We start from the raw sequence: 343 nt of genomic DNA, 5'->3' as shown, positions 1-343 counted from the left end.
TCGCGCTGCTGCCGGTCCAGTCGTGGTTCTTTGAAAACGCATTCGCCGCCGCGCAGCACTGGAACCAGTCGTTCCTGGTGCGCACTCCCGCGCTGGACGTGGAACGCTTGCGCGCCGCGCTGGCGCAGGTGGTGGCGCAGCACGATGCGTTCCGCCTGCGCTTCCATGGCGGCATGCAGCACTATGACGCTGCCGCGCCGGTCGAAGCGCTGCGCATGCTGGACGTGGGCGCGCTGGATGAAACCCGGCTGCAGGACGTATTGACGCAATGGCAGTCCGGCTTTGACCTGGCCGAAGGGCCGCTCTACAGCCTGGGCTACCTGCACGGCTATGCCGACGGCAG

The 343-nt window shown here is 67.3% G+C and carries 1 protein-coding gene; it reads left to right on the top strand.

Going from position 1 to position 343, the window contains the following annotated elements; translation table 11 throughout:
- On the top strand, positions 1-343 hold a 343-nt coding region (locus tag GM668_RS30360), incomplete at both ends, for a condensation domain-containing protein (protein ID WP_155442696.1).

The organism is Pseudoduganella ginsengisoli, assembly GCF_009720865.1.
GTDB classification, from domain to species: Bacteria; Pseudomonadota; Gammaproteobacteria; order Burkholderiales; family Burkholderiaceae_D; genus Rugamonas; species Rugamonas ginsengisoli.
The sequence above is the reverse complement of the archived record's forward strand: the minus strand, read 5'-3'. Positions and strand labels throughout refer to the sequence as shown.